Raw genomic sequence first — 17819 nt, 5'->3', positions numbered from 1 at the left:
AAATGACAAATGACAAAGGACAAATGACAAAGGACAAACTATAAATGACAACCTTGCTGCAAAAATCGCCCATCCATCGCACCGTATTGAACAATGGCCTTGTCGTGCTGGTGGCAGAAAATCCGGCTGCGGACATTATTGCGGCGCGAATCTTTGTGCGTGCCGGTAGTTGTAATGAAAACCGGGAGCAAGCAGGGTTGGCGCATTTGTTATCGGCAGTGATGACAAAAGGATGCGATGGACTTTCTAGCTTGGAAATTGCAGAAAAAGTCGAGTCTGTAGGGGCGAGTTTGAGTGCGGATGCTGGCACTGATTATTTTTTGCTATCTTTCAAGACGGTAACATCTGATTTTGGGGAAATTTTAACATTGGCAGGGCGGATTTTGCGATCGCCGACTTTTCCTGAAACTCAAGTGGAACTAGAACGGCGTTTAGCACTGCAAGATATTCGTTCCCAAAAAGAGCAACCGTTCAATGTCGCCTTTGAACAAATGCGGCAGGTAATGTACCAAAATCATCCTTACTCCATGTCAGTGCTGGGAGATGAAACTACCATGAGCTGCTTAACTCGTGCAGATTTAGTGGAGTATCACCAGACTTATTTCCGTCCAGACAATGTAGTAATTAGTATTGCTGGCAGAGTCACACCTACAGATGCAGTGGCATTGGTGGAAGAAGTTTTTGGTGATTGGCAATCCCCATCTCAGGCACTACCAATACTGAATTTACCTGAGATTAAGGTAGAACCGCAGGTAAGACTAAAGCCAATACAGACACAACAATCAATCGTGATGCTGGGGTATTTGGGAACATCGGTGACTTCTGTTGACTACGCCGCCTTGAAGTTGCTATGTACCTACTTAGGAAATGGGCTTTCTAGTCGCTTGTTTGTCGAATTGCGGGAAAAACGTGGTTTAGCTTACGAAGTATCCGCCTTTTACTCCACAAGGTTATTTCCAGCCTCCTTTGTAGTTTACATGGGTACAGCACCAGAAAATACCAGCATTGCTCTAGAAGGATTGCGTACAGAAGTAGATTTGTTGTGTACCACCGAAGTATCCGAAAGCGCACTCCAAGCTGCGAAAAACAAGATCCTGGGGCAATACGCCTTGGGTAAACAAACCAACGGGCAAATTGCTCAGATATACGGTTGGTATGAAATTTTGGGCTTAGGAATTGATTTTGACACCAAATTCCAAGAATTGATTGCGGCGGTGAGTGCCAAAGATGCGATCGCTTCAGCTTGTAAATATTTAAAAGAGCCTTACTTGTCTTTAGTTGGTCAAGAAGAAGCAATTAATCGAGCGATCGCGTAACTGAGAATGTGCCGCAGCTACGCCCATCAGAGATATTGTAAAATATAGCAGCTGTTTTTTAGACCAAGCGGCTGTACCATTAGCATGAGAATATTCTGGGAGTGAATTCCATGCAAAGCAGCCTGACAGCAAGTATTTTGAGTTACTTAAAATTACTAGACCCAACTGTAAATCGCTGTAGGATGGAAAAACGGCAAAAAGATTGGTGGCCAAAAAGGTCTAAATCTTTATCAGCCATTAAAATACTCTTGTTCTCCGCTACGCCTCTGCTCATTACCTCAACGACTCTAGTGTCAATAGCAGCCCCACAAAAAATTGCCCAAGTAAATCCTGGAAATAGCATCAACCGCCCTAGCCTCAAAGTTGGTAGCCAAGGCGAACGTGTGGCTGAACTTCAGGCAGCTCTGAAACTTTTGGGTTTTTATTCTGGTGCAGTAGATGGTATTTATAGTGAAAATACAGCTACTGCTGTTTCCCGATTTAAACAAGCAGCTGGCTTGAATCCAGATGGCATTGTTGATGCCAGCACTTGGCAACGACTTTTTCCTAATCAACCAGTAGCAGCATCAACTGCCCCTTCATCCCAGCCAAGATTTAACTCAGCGACAAATTTTCCTGTTCCAACCCAGGCTAGTAACCTCACCAACGTTGGAAATCCCAACCCCAACCCTCCCAGACAAGCTGTAACACAAGTTCCGACTAGACCAGAACCAAAACCTACTACCCCAAAAAAAGCTGTAACCCAAGTTACGAGCAACCCTGAACCAAGACCTGCTACTCCCAGAAAAACTACAACTTCTAGCACAAAGAAACCACCGAAGCGTACTACATCAACTACTAGAACTCAGTCAAACACAACTACAAAACGAACTCCTGGTATTCAATACACCTCAGAAGGATTGCCAATTTTGCGTATAGGATTACGTGGTTCTGAAGTTGTTAAGTTGCAACAACAACTGAAAAAGCTTGGTTTCTTGAAAGGTGATGCCGATGGCGACTTTGGCGAGACAACCGAAGCAGCAGTAAAAGCTGCACAAAAGCGCTATGGTTTGGAACCTGACGGCGTAGTTGGTGGCTCTACCTGGGAGGTTCTTTTGCGGCGTTAGGCATGGTATGAGCATAGCCAGCATATCCTTTGCGTGTAAGCAAAAACGCTGACAAAATGCTCCGAAGTTCTGAGAACCTATTTCTTTTTTGGAAATTCCCAAGTTACAGAGGTTTTTCAACTTCAATAAACCTCTGTAGGGGTTTTGCGCTTCAAAGTATTTTTGATGAATTTAACTAAATAACCGTAAGTTACCCACTTAAACTGTACTCAGGTCAGTGTGGGTAGTTCACTGCGGTACATCCTGCAATACGATAAAGATATACCGATTAGAAGTATCTCTCTTGCCAGCACTGAAAAATTACATTGATTTTAGGCTGATAAAAGATGATGGCAACTTTAGGAGTCAAACACAACAACACTCAATCGTGTTACAAATCACAACTGGCAATAGTGAAATTAATTAAACTTACTGCTAAATCCTCTAAAAAAACTTATGCAACACTTTTTATTAACTTGGCTCGGTACTGCGGTGGCGTTATTCATTACAGCTAATATTGTGCCGGGATTCTTTATCAAGAATTTTGTGACTGCCTTAATCGCTGCCTTTGTAATTGGTTTGGTTAATGCATTTATTAGACCAATTTTACAGATTTTGACGTTTCCGATTACCTTGCTCACCTTTGGTTTATTTACATTGGTGATTAACGCCTTAGCCCTTTGGCTGGCAAGTATCCTAACTCCTGGTTCTGGTTTTGAGATTCAGGGCTTTTTACCTGCTTTGTTAGGTTCAATTGTACTAGCAATTGTTTCTAGCATCATTAACTATTTGTTGAGAGTTGTTGACTAGAAAATTAAGAAACTTTTGTAATACTAATAATATTTAAAGCTTGGGCAACAGCAAGAGTTACCGCTCCTGGTTGCCCTTGTATTTGGAAAATTTGTTTAGGAACTAAAAACTTCGCTGGCAATTCTTTTATGTTTGTAAAGGGGAAAACAGTCAAAGATGTAAGTTGAGAAGCTGCAAGAATAGCAGCTGCCTCTGCTACGCTAGGTGTACCTACTTTATCGTCGGTAATTGTGGCAGGATTGGGGACACAGACAGAGCGAAGTGTTTCCGCAGAAAAGGTTTTTAGGGGCAAATTGCGGAGGCGACAAAGTTTGACTAAGCCAACTTCCGAGGCTTTAGTGTCAATGGTAGCAATACCTGCGATCGCACTTGGAAAAAGTTGATTTTCTCGAAATACTTGCTCAATTGCCAGATCGATCAACTCCCATGATGTTCCCCGTTTACAACCGATTCCTACCCATAAAACCTGTTGCACTTGGTGTATTTCCTTACTCAATTCGTCAAAATTTGGTTTACTCCAACAGCCAACCAAATAAATCTCCTACTGTCAGCCTCAACTCACTTGCAAAATCTGGCATAGGGAGTAAAGCTTCTAATTCATCCAACATAACAGGCTGTTGATTGCGGATGTACACGAACACTGTTTGTTCTTCTGGATCGATCAACCAACCCATTTGTGTTTCATAATTCAGGCGATGTAAAATATTTTTTGTAACTTTCGTTTGTCTTTAAACCGCAAAGTACACAAAGAAAAAATCAGTTTAACTCTTACTCTGCGTACCTTAGCGCTACCTCAGCGCCACTTTGCGTTAAAAAAATATTACATCCTCTCCAATACCTGAATTCCCAACAAAGATAATCCCAATTTCAAAGTTCTAGCAGTCAAATCACATAAAACTAAACGGGATGTACGCTGCGGTTCCTGTGCCTCTAACACCTGAACTCCCTGATTGCGATCGTAAAACTGATTAAACTTTTTACTCAGTTCGTACAAATACTCACATAAACGATTGGGCAGCAAGTCTTGCTCTACACTACTAATAACTTCATCCAGTTGAAGTAAATATTTTGCCAGAGCTAATTCTGTTTCATGCTCCAACAAAACAGCATTATTTCCCAACTCTTTAAAGTTAATATCACCCTTGCGGCTAATCCCCTGAATTCGCGCATAAGCGTACAGCATATAGGGCGCAGTATTACCTTTAAAATCCAGCATTTTGTCGTAGCTGAAGATGTAGTTACTGGTGCGATTTTGGCTTAAGTCTGCATACTTAACTGCGCTGATTCCAACTACCCTAGCAACTTCATTAATAAATTCTTCACTTTCTTGGCGTTCTTCTTCTTGTAATCTAGTTCTTAGGTCAGAATGGGCGCGAGAAACAGCTTCATCTAATAAATCCCGCAAACGCACACTGTCCCCAAAACGAGTTTGGATTCTTTTACCATTTTCTCCTAACACTAACCCAAAGGGAACATGCACTAATTCCACATCATCGGGTATCCATCCGGCTTTGTGTGCTACCTGAAAAAATTGGGCAAAGTGGTTTCCTTGTCCAGCATCGGTTACATAAATTATCCGCTTTGCTCGATCCTGCTGAATCCGGTAACGGAGAGATGCTAAATCTGTTGTGGCATAGTTATAACCACCATCTGATTTCTGCACAATTAAAGGTAAGGGTTCACCTTCTCTATTTGTAAACCCTTCTAAGAAAACACATTTTGCCCCTTGGTTTTCTACCAGTAATCCAGATTTTTCTAAATCTTCCACAACTCCTGGTAGTAAGGGATTGTAGAAAGATTCGCCTCGTTCAGTTAACTTGATATCCAGCAACTCATAAATTATTTGAAACTCCTGCCGCGACTGTTCGCACAGTAATCTCCAAGCATGGAGTGTATCTTCTGCACCTGCTTGTAATCTGACGACTTCTTGGCGTGCTGTTTCTTGAAAAGCTTCATCGGTATCAAAGCGCAATTTGGCTTTGCGATAAAAAGAAACTAAATCACCAATATCTAAAGCATTAGCGGTGGTAAGCGCGTCTGGGTAAACTTCCCGCAGATAGGCGATTAACATCCCAAACTGCGTACCCCAATCACCGACATGATTTAACCGCAGTACATCATGTCCTTGAAATTCTAAAATCCGGGCGATGGAATCACCAATAATCGTCGAACGCAAGTGTCCGACGTGCATTTCTTTAGCAATATTGGGACTGGAAAAATCCACAATTTCCCGCTTCGGCGTTTTTGCGGCTGGAACTCCCAGTCTGGGATCGGCTTGAATCGGGTTTAGTTGTGCTTCTAAGTATGCTGTTTTCAGTTTCAGATTGATAAATCCTGGCCCAGCGATTTCCGGTGGTTCGCAGATTTCGGATACATCTAGTCTCTCAACGATCGCACCTGCGATCGCTCTTGGTTGCAATCCTAACTTTTTACTCAGGGATAAAGCCACATTCGCCTGATAATCGCCAAATTTAGGATTGCTAGCAGGAACCAAAATTGGATCTACTCCAGCGAAGTCAGCGCCAAAAGCAGCGATTAAAGCCTGCTCAACCTGAGCTTTTAGTTTTTCTTGTGTAGCGTTCATATATAGATTTTATCTGTGAAAGGGGGAATGTAGCTCTGGAAAAGCTTGATTATTTTAACCTTAAAAGATATTCATCAAGTCTAAGCAAAGACTGTCATTCTAAGGCACAACCCCCTTAAATTGTCTCCCATCCTCGGCATAACTTCTAGATTTTGACAAACTACTACTAGTTAATCAAGCCAACGAAAGCATAGTACGTAGTAAGCACTTGAGTGCTTAAAATAAAGCTAAACTTATTTACCCAGGTTTCATTGCTTTGATAGATTACTACGTTTCTCAACGTAAGTACGGAGATAAACTCTATTTGTATAGTAGCGTATTAACTAAGCCTTGGCTTAGTTGATACGGATGACGGCGCACTATTACTTATCTACCTCATTTAAATGAAAATTCCTATAGATTAAGCTTTTAGCTTTTCACTATAGTAATTGCACATCTGATTTTCATAAAAAGTATATATTATTCATTAAGTTTTAATCATGTATCAGTTTAATTACTAAGTGTTGACAACAGGATAATGCCAGATTAAAAGTGTCTTTTTTTCAGTAAAAATACTTTAAATAAAGAGCTATTTAAATATACTAGCAAAAGTAAATAAACAGATTGACGTTGCAGAAGTCTAGCTGTTAGAAGTAAGAGACAACTGAAGAGAGATAGCTGCTCAAAAAGCATTATCTAAATTGTCTTTCCTACTTAATGGCTCATAATATGAAACTTAATTTATTCACTGCCTTGATTGCCGCTACAGCTACCTTGACCGGATTAGTTTCCAAAGTAGAAACTGCATCTGCTGCTGATTTTAATTGGAATAGTTCATGGACTCAACCAACTGTATATAATAAGTCTCAAACTGGTTTCAACGACAATCCTTTTCAACAATTTGTTCAAGCAGAAAGTGTTGCCCTTCCAAACAGCGGACAATTTAAATTAGACCCCAGTAAATTAAACCTAAAATACGACTACGATGTTTCTGCTTACTTTATCAATGAGGGTGCAGGTTATAGAAATCAGTTAGCCTTTGAAGCTACAGGAACTACTAATAAGTCTGGGCTGCTTTTTAATGATATTTCCTGTCAAGGAAATGGATGTGTTAGTGGTGACTGGGGTGGTAACGCATTAAAACTAGGTGATGGGGTCAAAGTTGGTAATGTTACCGCAGGTACTCAACTAGATTTATGGTTGAGAGCTGATGGTTTGAACCGTGGTACCTCTGCCAATATATTTGGTACTAAAACTGCCTCTAACGCTGACGGACTACAGCACGCCGTTGCTTATGCTTACAACAACTACATCCTCCTGGCATTCGAGGATTTATACGGAGATTTATACGCTTCAGGGATAGATTCTGCAACTGGTAAGTGGAACGAAGGTTCCGATCGCGATTTTAATGATGTTGTCGTCGTTCTTGATATCGGCGAGGCAAATGTTAAAGCGTTAATTGGCGCTACCGTTCCTGAACCATCTGTTACTCTATCAATGTTTGCCGTGGGGGCAGTTAGTATGTTTGGATTGCGCCGTCGCCGTCAAAGTCGCGCTGCTAACTAAACTTTGAGACGGTGCTTAATATAGGCTGCATTTAATTCCATTGGAAAATAACAAGCGATCGCTCGCATTTTCACCCGTATAAATAATGTACGGGTGATTTTACGTTTGTAGTGGCATTTATATTTTATCTATTGCGATCGCGTTCTAAATCATCAATCACTTTTTGCAAATACCACTCGTCTGACATCCCAGGATGATAATCTTTGTTTTGCTGAATCAATCGTTCGGCAATTTCCCAGTATCCCCCAACCATTCGTAAAAGTCGCTGACGTAGCAGGTGATATTTTTGCTTTTTTGACTCTGGACTAAATTTCTGGATTTTTTCTAGGCTACTTAAGACTTGTTGATAATTTTCCCAGTCTTCTTGTTCGCAAAAGATACTCCCCGCCCGTTGATAATCTTCGACGGCGTTTTGTATTTCTTCTAAACAAGTATAAGCAATACCGCGATTGTAGTAAGCTTGAGCCTCATCAGAATTGATTTGCAGCGCTTGGGTGTAATCTTGAATTGCACCAAGATAATTACCCGTTGCCCGATAGACATTACCTCTGGCAATATAAACTAAGACATCTTCGGGTTGCATCTGGACTGCTTGGTTAAGATCCGCGATCGCACCTTGATGATCTCCTAAGACAGAACGGGCTTTACCTCGGTTGCGATAGACAATAGCATTTTGAAAATTTAGTCGTAATGCTTGATTAAAATCTGCGATCGCTTCTCGATAATTCCCCATTTTACAACGCACAACCCCACGACAGCAGTAAGCTTGGGCATCTTGCGGATCGGCTTTTAATACCCAGTTTAAATCGGCGAGTGCTTCTTGGGTATCTCCCTTTTCAGCCTTTTCTAATAATTGCGTAAAATAATCATTGGTGGATAAAATTGGCGCATTGCTGGAACGCAATTCTTGAAGGGCAGGTTTCTCTGGTGGTTGTAGCTGTTTAATTCGTTCCAAAGACAAACGACAATTCTCTTTGTCTTGTTGCTCTAAATATAATTGTGCAGCCTTTTTAAAGTTAGCGATCGCATCTTGAATATAACCCTGTTTGCGCCGCACCATTCCCCGCAGGTTATAAGCAGCAGCATAATTGAGATTGAGACGAATTGCGCGTTCAACATCATCTAGCGCCCCCGATAAATTTTTCAGCGCTACCCTAGCCAATCCCCGACAATAATATGCCTCTACACTCTCAGGATTCAGCTTCAGGGCTTCGGTATAATCTGAAACAGCTTTCAGAATTGCTCCTGAGTCATAATGTGCTAAACCCCGTTGTAAATAAGCTTCGCTAAAGTAAGGTGTCAGTTGTAAAGCATGGTTAAATTCCTCAATTGCTCCCGCGTAATCTTTTCGCCTAGCCTTTTCCAATCCCCTATTGTAAAATTCGTCATTCATGGCATTTGTTTGGTTGATTCAGTTCATTGAATTCCAGCAGGCTTGTTTGTAGCCTAACCTATGCACTCGCCTTCATATTTTAAGTATATTTCATATTTTTTGTGAAATAAAAACAACACACTACCCTAAGTTTTGATCAATGGAATATTGTACACATCCAGATTTCGGAGTTCAGTTTAGTGAAAATCTCACTAATAAAATTTATGTAATGATTCAGCAGTTTCTGGCTATGTATTAAACTTGAGCCATCAAGTTTAATAAATCATTATCAGCTAGATTATATCCAATTCCTAATAAAAAATTGGGGAAATGACTACATTCAATTCCCCATATCTCGTAGATTGTAAAATATTTACGGTTAACTAGAATTCAGAGAATTCTCGCACTAAAATTAATCTGAAAGCAAGCTAGGAGAAGTCAGAACAAAAACATCCCAATTCCCTTGAGCCTCAGTTTGTGGTTTTATCGGATTGGCATAGTGGAAAAACTCATGGTCATTAACTAATAGGAGTTCTCCCGGATTTAGAATTTTGCTAAATACAGGCTTTTCTTTTTTGGCAGTATACAGATGTGTTTCTCCACCCTGAATATTCTCTCTATCTACTGAGAATATGCCAATAAAATCAGTGCCATCTTGATGGATACCTTCTGGTGCTGGATTACCAAAATTATCTGGAGAACAACTAATTCTAATTTGATGAACTCCGATTTCAGCTTCAGGATGAAGTTTACAAGAATCACTAAATGCCAAAACAAGATTTTTGAAAATATCAAGTTCTATGAGTGCATCATCTAATTCTGCAAACTCTCTTTTGATGTCACCCGCTAATCGATTATACTCTTTGCTTTGAAAGAAGACGCCGTGAGGTAATTTGATTAACTGATTTCCAGAGACTGTGAACCGAGATAATCTTCTAGAACGATAATTATTTTTGATATAAGGATCAAGAGGCATATTATTAAAAAATGCCTTAAAACCTTCTAGACTGATGGAATTTACCTTTCTAAGAGTAAATAGAAAAGCATATTCTAATTCCGTTGCTGTCCACACTTTTTGCATAGGATTTACCTCCTTGCACGTTGAAATTTTCCCAGATTCTTATGGGAGGCTTGTAATACTTAGTATATGCTACTTTTTATTACTATGTTGTCAATTTGACTACAAAAATTGACAATCCATGATATGTAAGGTTGCTTGAATTCTGTCACAGAGCAGAGTAGCTGCTGAAAAGATTTGCAGATATGGGTTCGGTGGGCAAAGAATCAACGTATATTTACAAACAGCAACAAGGTTCCATAATGATAGATTGGCTTTACAAGTACCCACCTTTATATCCCGGTATTTTACTCAAGCGTTACAAGCGGTTTTTTGCTGACGTTCAACTTACTTCTGGCGAAATAGTCACAGCACACTGTCCTAATACAGGGCCAATGATTGGAGTATCGACACCTCTAAGTGCAGTACAGCTTTCCAAAAGCGATAATCTTAACCGTAAATTGGCTTATACTTTAGAACTAATTCAGGTACATGACAATGAGCCGACTTGGGTAGGCATAAATACTTTTTTGCCCAATCGCGTGGTAAAGCTAGCTTTGATGAAATACCTTTTCCCGGAATTGGGCAACTACAGCCAAATTAAGGGCGAGGTAGTTTATGGGCTAGATAAAAAAAGTCGAGTGGATTTTTTCTTGACAGGGAGTGATGAGGAACGCCCGATTTATTTAGAAGTGAAAAATACAACTTTGTCTGAAGGGAGATTAGCTTTATTTCCTGACACGGAGACTACAAGAGGACAAAAACACTTGCGAGAACTGATGGCGCTGTTACCTTTGACTCGTGCAGTGATGCTTTACTTTATCAATCGCGGTGATTGTATCGAATTTTCCCCTGGCGATCGCACAGATCCTATATATGGTAAATTATTGCGGGATGCGATCGCTCTCGGTTTAGAAGTCTTACCTTGCCGTTTTGACATTTCCCCCGAAGGTATCCGTTATTTGGGTTTGGCAAAACTAAAAATTTGATTACATCTAATTCAGAGAAACTAGCAATTGCAACGTCTCTACACGCATAAAACAATAAATCCATCTAGATCGTGTCTAGATGGATTTATTGGTAGTTGATGTTTACTAAAAAACATTCAACCAGACTGTAATGAAGAAACGACTATAGGTAGTCGTCACGTCATAAATAGCATTTGCTATTCAGACGTTGGGTTATGCAGGAATCAAAACTGTGTCAATGACGTGGATGACACCGTTATCAGCAGCAACATCTGCTGTTGCAACTGTTGCATCATTGATCTTAACGCCATTAGAAGCGTCAATTTTTACATCTGAACCTTCAACTGTTTTAGCTGTCTTCAGCTTAACTACATCAGCAGCAAGTACCTTGCCTGAAACAACATGATAGGTCAAGATTTTCTTGAGCTTTGCAGGATCTTTCAATAATGCGTCTACAGTACCTGCTGGAAGCTTGTTAAACGCTTCGTCAGTGGGTGCGAAGACCGTGAATGGGCCTGCGCCTTTAAGTGTATCTACCAGACCAGCCGCTTGGATTGCTGCAACTAGTGTCTTGAAAGAACCATTGTTGGTAGCAGTGTCAATTATGTTGGCCATGTGTTTTACCTAGTTCTGTGTAACTTGTTACAAATCTAAACTATTAATTTAATAAAATCTATCTATCATTAGGTGTATATTAAATCATTTTTTTTATTGATATCATAAAAGTTTGTATACATTTTTATACAAATAAAGAATTATATGTACATCGTCCAGGCGGATGAGTTATGGGCAATGCTGGATGCGCTCACTCTTTTTTAGATAGTGGTAGAGGCGATGGGGCGATCGCATCCAAAGATTGTCAGAGCAGCACTAACAATACCAATAAAATTAGTCAAACTGACATTTGAAAGTATTTAGTTGGTATAATTAAAGCTTTCGATATTTAGGAGCGCTCTGAAAATTTTATAGCAAAATCCATGCTATGTAGACTAATCAGGGTTTTTAGAGAATTTAAATATACTTGAATTAGCTTTTTGTCATGATTTATTGACCAAAAAAGTTGGTAATAAGCATATTTAACTGATATTATTTCATCACTAAATACATTTCACTTGCTGTTTATGTAATTCCACTTGGAAATAAACGGCCAATCACACCAATGCTTTTAGCAATTGTGATTAGCCGTTTATTTCCAGAATTTATGATGCGTAATATTTACGCCAAAACCTTCTTTAACCCCATTTATCTATATCCTCTACCTTCTGCGTGGTTGGTATTTGTGTTGACTATGCGTAAGTCAGGTATGTCAACAATGAGACTTTTAGGTAATATTTTCCCCAAACTATAACTTTCATGAACAGAAGAAGACTTATTGCTTGGATTGCTACAGCAGTTAGCAGCATGATGCTGGTAATCGGCTTGCAGTTCGTGAATTTATCACCAGCAGGCTCTGTAACCACACTTAACGTGTATGCGGCTGTCAGCTTAACAAACGCGCTGAATGCCATTAAGACTCAGTACCAAAATGCTAACCCAGGCATCAACGTTGTTTATACGTTTGGTGCTTCTGGTACTTTACTGAGTCAAATACAAGCAGGAGCAGCAGCAGATATTTTCATTTCTGCTGCTAACAGCCAAATAGATGTATTGCAGAATTCAACCCCAAGTAAATTGGTTGCAGGTAGCCGTAAAAACGTTGTCAAAAATCGTCTAGTTTTGATTGCGCCTACGACATCTCCCGTTAGTGCTGGTAGTGCTGCTCTCACTAGCTTTAATGGTTTAACCAATGCCAACATTACTGGTATTGCCATAGGTGACTACACAGGTACTCCTCCAGTTGTGCCAGCAGGAAATTATGCCAAACAAGTTCTCACTAGCCGAGGTATTTTCACTACTCTCAGTTCTAAATTATACCGTGCTAGTAATGTGCGTAACGTTTTAACTGCTGTTGAAAATAAAACTCTTCTAATTGGAGGTGTAAATAAAACTATCAACGCAGGTGTTGTTTACAAAACTGATGCAGCCATTTCTAACAAGGTAAGAGTAGTACAAACTGCCCTCACAACAGAGAGTGATTCGATTGTTTATCCACTGGGTATACTCACCAGAACTAAAGTTTTAACGACGGCACAAAGTTTTTCTAACTACTTAAGTGGTAGTACAGCTCAGAATATCTTCAAAAATACTTACGGTTTTATCCTCCCTTAATCACCAGAAAGTAAATCAATCAAGTACTCGTTGTCGTGAATTTTGAACTATTTGGAGTCATGTCTTGTGAAGTTCACTAAAAAACTCTCAATTATTGTTTGTAGTTTGACTACTGCCTTCCTTCATACTGCTGTGATTACTAATACTTATAAGTCAGCAGCACAAGCTGAAAGACAAGAACTGATTATCAATGGGGGATTTGAATACGATTCTCTTGTAGATCCAACTAATCCCGAAACTACAAATCCTAATGTTACAGGATGGGTTAAATCTGGTAATCCGATAGATACATCAGGTACTAAAATTGACAATTTTCCTAATACTGGTAAGCAGGGATTATCGCTTGGGGGATTTTCAGCTATTAGCTACATATCGCAGACTATCCCTACATTTCCTGGTCAACGCTACAAACTTACTTACTATCTTGCATCGACAGAAGAAGCACCCGATCTGAATAACAAATTTAAGGTTTTTATAGGTGGGAAAAAGGCTTATGTTCAAAAAAACACTCCTTACCAATCCTACACACAGTACACCTTAAATTTTATAGCAAAAGGAAGATCCACCGAAATAAAGTTTGGCTCTCAAGCGAAGTATGCGTTTTTATATTTGGATGATGTGAGTGTCAAAGCTACACCTGAACATTAAGGTAAAAACTATGGGGATGAATAAACCAAAGGTAGAAGCCTAAGCAATGTCTGGCTCAATAGTGCCAATAATGCCACTAAAATTCATCTGATTTAAAAACTCCATAATGCGTTTATTGAGGAAAATTGCCTTGGGTGTATGAATCATTATCCACATCTATAGCTAAATTTTATAAACCAGAAGAAAGTGTTTATTTTTATTGACACTACTGAAAGCCAGCATGGATGTAACTATCAACTTATTTTCATTGTCAAAATTTAGAATTATTTGGAGTCAAGTTTCATGAATTTAACTAAAAAGCTCTCAATTATTGTTTTTAGTTTTACTACTACATTAATTAGTACTGCTGCGATCGCTAATATTTATAATACAGCAGCACAAGCGGCAGAACTTGTTAAAAACGGAAGCTTTGAACTCGATCCCCTCGTCGATCCTAACAATCCCAACGCTACAAATCCGAATATTACAGACTGGATTAAGTCTGGCGATCCGATGGATATATCAGGGATAAGAATAAGCAACTTTCCTCAGCATGCTAGTGGTAATCAGGGCTTATCACTTAGTGGATTTATAGACCTCAGCTACATATCACAGACACTTTCTACACAACCTGGTCAGCAATACGAACTTAGTTACTATTTAGCATCTATAGATGAGGTCCCTGACCTTGATAATCAATTTCAGACATTTGTAGGTGGAAATAAACTTTTCGATCGAAAAGACATTTCTTTTCAACCATACACGCAATATAAGTTCAATTTCACGGCAGATACATCATCTACAGAGTTAAAGTTTGGGGATTGGGATAAATATGGATTCTTATATTTGGATAACGTGAGTGTAAAACCTGTGCCTGAACCATCAACTATTGGAGGAATAGTTGTTACTGCTGGTTTATTAGGAATATGGCTGAAGAAAAAGAAAGCAATTAGCTAGAAAGAACAGCCCTTTTTTTACCTTTTGAAAAAGGACAAATCGTAAATCCCTCAAACTACTGTGCAATAGCTATGAGGGATTTAGTCATCTTCTGCTAAAAGTTATTCGCTGAATTCCATTAACTATTCGTTTTTTTTCTTGCTTCAAGTCAAGTAGCGAAAAATGTAGTTATTCCTCAAGTTTGTCAATAAAAGCGGAACACTGCTCATATTGAGTATTAGGGCATGAGTGTACAATTTCCCTTATTGAATGAAAAGCATCCGAAAACTCTATTTTAAAATCGGGATTAACCCCCATAAGGTAGAGATGAAAATTTTTTGGTTTTTTCTGGGCTATTTCTTGAGCAATGTTCTGAATTTGTTTGATTGTTAACTTGTCATTGGTTCCTTCACTGACAATAAATGCATGTAACTCTTGCTTTTCATCAATCAATCCCTTGACTCGATTGATTGCTTGAATCAAGGCTTGATCGTCAGAGCGTATTACTTGCAAATCTTTTTCAATATCTCGAAGAGATCCTTGTGAGGATACACCATAAATATTAGATATCTGACGATCTTTTAAAATATCTACATTCATGGGAGATTCTAGATTTGTACGAGAAAATTTGTCGTTTAAGTCAGTTACGAAGTTTACTGATTTTTCAGTCTTTAGTTCATAAGCAATGTAGACCTGTCTCTTTGGTTTAGGTTGCGATGGAGTAAAGCTTAATTTACTTATTCCAAATAAAGCAATTGCACTACTTAAAATACCTAATTTAATTATCATGTCTTTACTAGTCAAATTCTTAAAGCTGCTTTCTTTCTTTCGTGATTTTCTGTTCATAATCAACCTCTTAGTAGTTCTAGTCATGTACCAGGTACTGAAAGTTATTAGGAAATTTTACGAAATTATTGTTAGAATAAGAAGTATCTTCAAGATGCCTTCTGTAATAGAGTTGTCACATAATAAGATGCATTCCTAAACCCTTAACTTATGAATCTTTAAAGTTAAGAAAATGTTATTAAGCGACAAGTCTAATGCTCAAAGCGCAGCTAATTTCTCTGCTCTTGCGCTTTTTTATGTCCATTGCTGGATAAGTGACTATCTTGAATGTGCTGAAAAGAGCTAGAATCTACAGGTTTAACGGATGTTTTCATTAAATATGCCCAGCGTTCATACTCCAACCGAGCATTTTCTTTTGCCTCGGAAAGCAACTCTTGCTGTTTTATCAGTTCCTCTTGAAGTTCCTCTACTCTCCTGTCAGTAGCTTCAATTTTTCTCTTATGCAGTTCGTTGTTCACAGCTATCTTAAAATCTTCTTGAGGATTGAGGATATCTTTTAGATGCCCATTAAGTTCCTGCACCTTTAATTCTTGTTCATGTAGATACGAAGCCTCTTCTAAGCCTGTACTCCACGCCAAAGCAATATTTGCTGTTGCAGAAAGAGCAGATGCCCCAAATGTTGCTATTTGATAAATAGCTTGCTTGGCTAAACTTGTTTGAAGAATACTTATTAATCCTGGAAAAGCAAAGCAAGTTTCCAGGATAATGAAACCTAGTCCAATCCATAATGTTCTATCACCTTCTATAAGTTGTAGCCACCAAGCAACTGTTTCAAAGCTGGTTGCATCCTCAGAAATAGGTTCAACGGCGAATTGTTTACTGCGTTTTCCTAAAGATGACATTGTTGCTTTAATGGATAATGTAATACCCACAGCAGCAGATAGATTCAATGCTGCAATTGGATATTGAAAAGATTTTATACGTTTTAGCTCTACATCAGAATGCTTGTTTAACCCCAAAAAAAGCGAGTAAGAAAGCCCAAATACTAACAGCCAATGCCACCAAGGTCTTTTGTAGGGTACGAGCTTAGAAAGGCGTTCATATTCCTCTCTCCGTAAAGGTTGTATAGCACTTTCTGCTGCATATTTCTCTTTTCCTAAAAGTGTGATTTCTTGTTCCATAGATTCAATCTTCTCAGATAGTTTTTTAGCATTTTCAGATGCTGGGACTACACTTGCACCCCATTGCATTAATAGCATAGGATTTTGAGCTTGCAAGGTTTCTATTGTCGGTTTGTAGAAATTATCTTCAAAGATATTTTCTCTGGAGACATTATCTTCATGGAAACCAATTTTCGGTGTATCAAACCAATTAATCTGTTTAGTTTCTTTAGAAGCACTACTTCCAGAACGCTGACTGAAAGAATTAATAAAATTACTAAGTAATTGCAGCATATTTTTGGATACGGTAAATAACGCAACAATTACTACAACAAAACGTAATAGAACAATTACGGGAAAAATATGTAAAAAATTAAATAAATATAAATACACAAAACATTACATTCCTTAACTTGTAGCGAGAACAAGCGGATTTTAAGGAATGCTAAAGAGGCTAAAAAGTAGACTAGATAAGCGTAATAGGACGTAGACTCTACTGAAAATAGGGTGGTTTTTGGGTTGTGTTGCAAAACCTCTATTAAGAACAGAGAGCCGGATGATTTGTATCTCTAAAGTACTTTCGGGCTATATTGCACTTTTTATGCGTTTCGGCTCAACCTTTACTTCATCAGACTTAGTTGTTTGCCTAAATACATTGGATATGGTGTAACGTATTGAAAGTCTAAGATATCCCGTTCTGCAAGGAGATATTCGTTTTTTAGTTGAAAACGGTATAACCTAGTTTCCTAGAAATAAGAAGCAGGAGTAAGCCAGGTACTATGGGTACTATGAGGCAAAGCTGTCGGTGCATCGGCAAATTATGACAAACCAACATCTGTTAACAAATTATTCCAATCATCAGCAACCACACGCGAACCTGAATTAGTACGCCGCATTTGGAATAAATTAGTTAGAGCGTCTTGCCAAATATGATTGACACCATGAGCTATTTGCAGAGTTAATGGTTGGGTAAATGAGCTAATATCATGTCTGCGTAATCAGTTATGATTCTTACAGTCATTGTACCCCAACTCTTAATCGCTTCACCGCTTGCGATGAGGTAATTAAAAGTTTAATAAATGAGATGAAATTCAATCTTAATTATTAATGCATTAACTACTGATTTTTATTAGCACCTTCCTCCATTTGTTTTCTCAAGCTTAAAGGTCTCATATCAGTCCATACTTCTTTAATGTATTCCAGACATTCTGATTTGAGTCCACTTTTTCCTGCATCTGTCCAACCAAGAGCATTTTCTCGTTCAGCAGGCCAAATAGAATATTGTTCCTCATGATTGACTACAACTTTATAAATTGTTGTATCCTCTGAAGTCATTTGACTCATTTTTACCTCCAATCAATTTTT

19 protein-coding genes and 2 pseudogenes are annotated in these 17819 nt (G+C 38.8%); 11 read left to right on the top strand and 10 right to left on the bottom strand.

Features of this window, described 5'->3' with window-relative positions; translation table 11 throughout:
* The first annotated feature begins 44 nt into the window (after positions 1-44).
* From ACM0OX_RS05580 to ACM0OX_RS05570, 3 genes are all read left to right on the top strand, one after another.
* Positions 45-1316: a M16 family metallopeptidase gene (locus ACM0OX_RS05580; RefSeq protein WP_414513731.1), complete on the top strand. Its 1272-nt coding sequence runs from the start codon at positions 45-47 to the stop codon at positions 1314-1316.
* 110 nt (positions 1317-1426) lie between these two features.
* On the top strand, positions 1427-2422 hold the full coding sequence (locus ACM0OX_RS05575; protein WP_414513729.1) for a peptidoglycan-binding domain-containing protein: 996 nt from the start codon (positions 1427-1429) through the stop codon (positions 2420-2422).
* Positions 2423-2857: 435 nt separating this feature from the next.
* Positions 2858-3211 carry a phage holin family protein gene (locus ACM0OX_RS05570; RefSeq protein WP_414513727.1) on the top strand — a complete coding sequence of 118 codons (354 nt, stop codon included), beginning with the start codon at positions 2858-2860 and terminating at the stop codon, positions 3209-3211.
* Between the two features lie 4 nt (positions 3212-3215).
* Here the strand turns inward: ACM0OX_RS05570 and ACM0OX_RS05565 are convergent, their stop codons facing one another.
* From ACM0OX_RS05565 to argS, 3 genes and pseudogenes are all read right to left on the bottom strand, one after another.
* Complete coding sequence (locus ACM0OX_RS05565; RefSeq protein ID WP_414513726.1) at positions 3216-3686, bottom strand: cobalamin biosynthesis protein; 471 nt, start codon at positions 3684-3686, stop codon at positions 3216-3218.
* 37 nt (positions 3687-3723) lie between these two features.
* Positions 3724-3936, bottom strand: a pseudogene (locus tag ACM0OX_RS05560) (Uma2 family endonuclease); the annotation flags it as partial.
* Between the two features lie 95 nt (positions 3937-4031).
* Positions 4032-5795, bottom strand: a complete 1764-nt coding sequence (gene argS / locus ACM0OX_RS05555) for an arginine--tRNA ligase (RefSeq protein WP_414513724.1) — start codon at positions 5793-5795, stop codon at positions 4032-4034.
* A gap of 708 nt (positions 5796-6503) precedes the next feature.
* Between argS and ACM0OX_RS05550 the strand changes: the two genes are divergently transcribed.
* Positions 6504-7340, top strand: a complete 837-nt coding sequence (locus tag ACM0OX_RS05550; protein ID WP_414513722.1) for a PEP-CTERM sorting domain-containing protein — start codon at positions 6504-6506, stop codon at positions 7338-7340.
* 124 nt (positions 7341-7464) lie between these two features.
* On the opposite strand, the gene ACM0OX_RS05545 is transcribed toward ACM0OX_RS05550, so the two are convergent.
* Positions 7465-8733: a tetratricopeptide repeat protein gene (locus ACM0OX_RS05545; RefSeq protein WP_414513720.1), complete on the bottom strand. Its 1269-nt coding sequence runs from the start codon at positions 8731-8733 to the stop codon at positions 7465-7467.
* A gap of 244 nt (positions 8734-8977) precedes the next feature.
* On the opposite strand from ACM0OX_RS05545, the pseudogene ACM0OX_RS05540 reads away from it, so the two are divergent.
* A pseudogene (locus ACM0OX_RS05540) lies at positions 8978-9099 on the top strand (DUF711 domain-containing protein); the annotation flags it as partial.
* Between the two features lie 25 nt (positions 9100-9124).
* Here the strand turns inward: ACM0OX_RS05540 and ACM0OX_RS05535 are convergent.
* Positions 9125-9793: a 2OG-Fe dioxygenase family protein gene (locus tag ACM0OX_RS05535; RefSeq protein ID WP_414513718.1), complete on the bottom strand. Its 669-nt coding sequence runs from the start codon at positions 9791-9793 to the stop codon at positions 9125-9127.
* Between the two features lie 239 nt (positions 9794-10032).
* On the opposite strand from ACM0OX_RS05535, the gene sfsA reads away from it, so the two are divergent.
* On the top strand, positions 10033-10758 hold the full coding sequence (gene sfsA, locus ACM0OX_RS05530; protein WP_414513716.1) for a DNA/RNA nuclease SfsA: 726 nt from the start codon (positions 10033-10035) through the stop codon (positions 10756-10758).
* 192 nt (positions 10759-10950) lie between these two features.
* Here the strand turns inward: sfsA and ACM0OX_RS05525 are convergent, their stop codons facing one another.
* Positions 10951-11352, bottom strand: a complete 402-nt coding sequence (locus ACM0OX_RS05525; RefSeq protein ID WP_292776453.1) for a fasciclin domain-containing protein — start codon at positions 11350-11352, stop codon at positions 10951-10953.
* Positions 11353-11522: 170 nt separating this feature from the next.
* Between ACM0OX_RS05525 and ACM0OX_RS05520 the strand changes: the two genes are divergently transcribed.
* From ACM0OX_RS05520 to ACM0OX_RS05500, 5 genes are all read left to right on the top strand, one after another.
* Positions 11523-11645 carry a hypothetical protein gene (locus tag ACM0OX_RS05520; RefSeq protein ID WP_414513714.1) on the top strand — a complete coding sequence of 41 codons (123 nt, stop codon included), beginning with the start codon at positions 11523-11525 and terminating at the stop codon, positions 11643-11645.
* A gap of 251 nt (positions 11646-11896) precedes the next feature.
* Positions 11897-12085, top strand: coding sequence for a hypothetical protein (locus ACM0OX_RS05515; RefSeq protein ID WP_414513712.1), 189 nt, complete (start codon positions 11897-11899; stop codon positions 12083-12085).
* 5 nt (positions 12086-12090) lie between these two features.
* Entirely contained in the window at positions 12091-12945 is an 855-nt protein-coding gene (modA, locus tag ACM0OX_RS05510; protein ID WP_414513710.1) for a molybdate ABC transporter substrate-binding protein, read from the top strand.
* Between the two features lie 66 nt (positions 12946-13011).
* Positions 13012-13593, top strand: a complete 582-nt coding sequence (locus tag ACM0OX_RS05505; RefSeq protein ID WP_414513708.1) for a DUF642 domain-containing protein — start codon at positions 13012-13014, stop codon at positions 13591-13593.
* A 282-nt stretch (positions 13594-13875) separates the two neighbouring features.
* The gene (locus ACM0OX_RS05500; RefSeq protein ID WP_414513706.1) at positions 13876-14529 is read left to right on the top strand and encodes a DUF642 domain-containing protein; all 654 of its coding nucleotides are present in this window, start codon (positions 13876-13878) and stop codon (positions 14527-14529) included.
* Positions 14530-14697: 168 nt separating this feature from the next.
* On the opposite strand, the gene ACM0OX_RS05495 is transcribed toward ACM0OX_RS05500, so the two are convergent.
* The 4 genes from ACM0OX_RS05495 to ACM0OX_RS05480 form a co-directional block, all read right to left on the bottom strand.
* The gene (locus tag ACM0OX_RS05495; RefSeq protein ID WP_414513705.1) at positions 14698-15354 is read right to left on the bottom strand and encodes a hypothetical protein; all 657 of its coding nucleotides are present in this window, start codon (positions 15352-15354) and stop codon (positions 14698-14700) included.
* Positions 15355-15563: 209 nt separating this feature from the next.
* On the bottom strand, positions 15564-16847 hold the full coding sequence (locus tag ACM0OX_RS05490) for a hypothetical protein (RefSeq protein ID WP_414513703.1): 1284 nt from the start codon (positions 16845-16847) through the stop codon (positions 15564-15566).
* A 425-nt stretch (positions 16848-17272) separates the two neighbouring features.
* Positions 17273-17383 (bottom strand): DUF928 domain-containing protein, encoded by a 111-nt coding sequence (locus tag ACM0OX_RS05485; RefSeq protein WP_414513783.1) that lies wholly within the window; start codon positions 17381-17383, stop codon positions 17273-17275.
* A 187-nt stretch (positions 17384-17570) separates the two neighbouring features.
* Positions 17571-17798 carry an MbtH family protein gene (locus ACM0OX_RS05480; RefSeq protein WP_414513701.1) on the bottom strand — a complete coding sequence of 76 codons (228 nt, stop codon included), beginning with the start codon at positions 17796-17798 and terminating at the stop codon, positions 17571-17573.
* Positions 17799-17819 lie beyond the last annotated feature (21 nt).

The organism is Nostoc sp. PCC 9305 (assembly GCF_963920915.1).
GTDB lineage: Bacteria > Cyanobacteriota > Cyanobacteriia > Cyanobacteriales > Nostocaceae > Nostoc.
This window is presented reverse-complemented; position numbering and strand designations above follow the sequence as displayed.